Origin of the sequence: Gordoniibacillus kamchatkensis, from assembly GCF_000829455.1 — a bacterium.
Taxonomy (GTDB): Bacteria; Bacillota; Bacilli; order Paenibacillales; family NBRC-103111; genus Gordoniibacillus; species Gordoniibacillus kamchatkensis.
Window position 1 is genome coordinate 1 of sequence record NZ_JXAK01000145.1, and the last position, 1,433, is coordinate 1,433.

A 1,433-nucleotide genomic window follows, 5' to 3' on the forward strand; every position below is an offset into this window, starting at 1 on the left:
CGGCTAGGCCCCCTTAATCCGGAGTCCGGCCCGTAAAAATATTGGTTTCCGCAGCTCACCTTTAATTTACGACTCTCTCCTCAAGAATTGCAGGGGCTGACGGATCATAACGCCATATGGAAGTTCGACCGATCTTCTAGCTGCATCACCCATTCGGAAAATCTAACAGGCGGCATCCGCTTCAAGCTGCCATGCATTTTTCGGTTATTGTAAAAGTCCATGTAACGATCGATTTCGGCGAAGGCCTCCTCAAAGGTCATAAAGTCCATCTTGGATAAGAGGTCGCGCTCCAGCAAGCTATGGAAGGATTCAATATACGCATTCAGGTTTGGGGTCCGCGGCGGTATTCGCTCATGAACAACTCCTAGACTCTCACAGGTATTGCCAAATAATTTGCTGACGAATTGAGGTCCGTTGTCCGAGCGAATTACGGGTAACGCTTCTCCAGCCCCGATACGCTTCTGTAACGCTCGCCATAACGTTTGGACGGCATGCTTGGCTTCGCACACAGGGCCCCTATGATATTCGACGATAACTCGGTCGAACACATCAATGATGCTGAGCACAAAGAAGAATCGGTCACGACCAGCGACAAAGCCATATTTAATATCCATTTGCCACAGCTGGTTCGGTCCCGTCACGATGCGGTTCTTGGGCAGTCTACGAGGATGTTTGATGCACTTCTCCCGCTGTTTCTGAAGGATACCCAGTTCCTTACAAAGTCGGTATGACTTCTTTTTATCCAGCACCAGTGAGCGCTCGTTACGAAGGCACTGAGCGAGGAGTTTGTACCCATACACATGCTCTTCACCTTCCACAAGCTCGAGGAGCCATTCTTTAATCTGTTCGTCGCTTACTTTCTTTCCGTATGTTGTGAGCGAATAACCGGGGCATGGGCGGCCCTTTTGGCCGCTAGACGCATGAGTTGTCTGTGAGGCCGCGCGCTTCCTCCGATCGTAATAAGTAGACTCGGACAAACCAATGATTCGCAGTACCAACGTTGCTTGTTCACCCCGCTTAATGAACTGGTCTGCTATTTCGTATTTTTCGGATAAGCGGGGTTCTTCTTTTTTAAGAGTTCACGCAGAATCTCAATCTCAAGCTCTTTTTCACCCAGTATTTTAACTGCTTTTTCATACTTCTCTTCGACTTCCTGAAGCCTTTTCAGCTCCTGGATTTGTTCATCGGTCGAAGGAATTTCATCTGTCCCTACTTGATCTCGATACTCCCTAAGCCAGTTGCGGATGGTCTCCGGGTGAATCTCGTATTTTCGAGCTAACACTGCAATCTTAATCCCTGACAGTGCTTCTCGAACGATCTTTAACCGGGCCTCTTCAAACACTTTCTTCGAACGCATTTTGTCCCGCCTCCCATTACCTTTAGTTTAATTAATTGGGGGCTTGGACTCCAGTTTAATTAGGGGGCCTAGGAGA

At 48.4% G+C, this 1,433-nt stretch carries 2 protein-coding genes; both read right to left on the reverse strand.

All coding sequences use genetic code 11. The annotated features are described in order from the left end of the window. Positions 1-104: 104 nt before the first annotated feature. Positions 105-998: an IS3 family transposase gene (locus SD70_RS32515; RefSeq protein WP_082053818.1), complete on the reverse strand. Its 894-nt coding sequence runs from the start codon at positions 996-998 to the stop codon at positions 105-107. A gap of 35 nt (positions 999-1,033) precedes the next feature. Beyond that, on the reverse strand, positions 1,034-1,357 hold the full coding sequence (locus tag SD70_RS32520) for a helix-turn-helix domain-containing protein (RefSeq protein ID WP_041052876.1): 324 nt from the start codon (positions 1,355-1,357) through the stop codon (positions 1,034-1,036). Between the last annotated feature and the right edge of the window lie 76 nt (positions 1,358-1,433).

Excerpts from the sequence above, each read along its gene's own strand:
- SD70_RS32520 (WP_041052876.1), bottom strand. The coding sequence starts at position 1,357 with ATGCGTTCGAAGAAAGTGTTTGAAGAGGCCCGGTTAAAGATCGTTCGA.